Annotated in this window: 1 protein-coding gene; it reads right to left on the minus strand. The window is 54.4% G+C overall.

Annotated features, from left to right (window positions below):
* On the minus strand, positions 1–503 hold a 503-nt coding region (locus tag FDW88_RS01980), incomplete at its 3' end, for an IS6-like element IS26 family transposase (protein WP_047727537.1).
* Positions 504–566: the final 63 nt, after the last annotated feature.

The raw sequence follows: 566 nt of genomic DNA on the forward strand, positions 1-566 counted from the left end.
CGGTACTTAATCTGTCGGTGTTCAACGTCAGACGGGCACCGGCCTTCGCGTTTGAGCAGAGCAAGCGCGCGACCATAGGCGGGCGCTTTATCCGTGTTGATGAATCGCGGGATCTGCCACTTCTTCACGTTGTTGAGGATTTTACCCAGAAACCGGTATGCAGCTTTGCTGTTACGACGGGAGGAGAGATAAAAATCGACAGTGCGGCCCCGGCTGTCGACGGCCCGGTACAGATACGCCCAGCGGCCATTGACCTTCACGTAGGTTTCATCCATGTGCCACGGGCAAAGATCGGAAGGGTTACGCCAGTACCAGCGCAGCCGTTTTTCCATTTCAGGCGCATAACGCTGAACCCAGCGGTAAATCGTGGAGTGATCGACATTCACTCCGCGTTCAGCCAGCATCTCCTGCAGCTCACGGTAACTGATGCCGTATTTGCAGTACCAGCGTACGGCCCACAGAATGATGTCACGCTGAAAATGCCGGCCTTTGAATGGGTTCATGTGCAGCTCCATCAGCAAAAGGGGATGATAAGTTTATCACCACCGACTATTTGCAACAGTGCC

This window comes from Citrobacter sp. wls829 (assembly GCF_005280825.1).
Taxonomy (GTDB): domain Bacteria; phylum Pseudomonadota; class Gammaproteobacteria; order Enterobacterales; family Enterobacteriaceae; genus Citrobacter; species Citrobacter gillenii.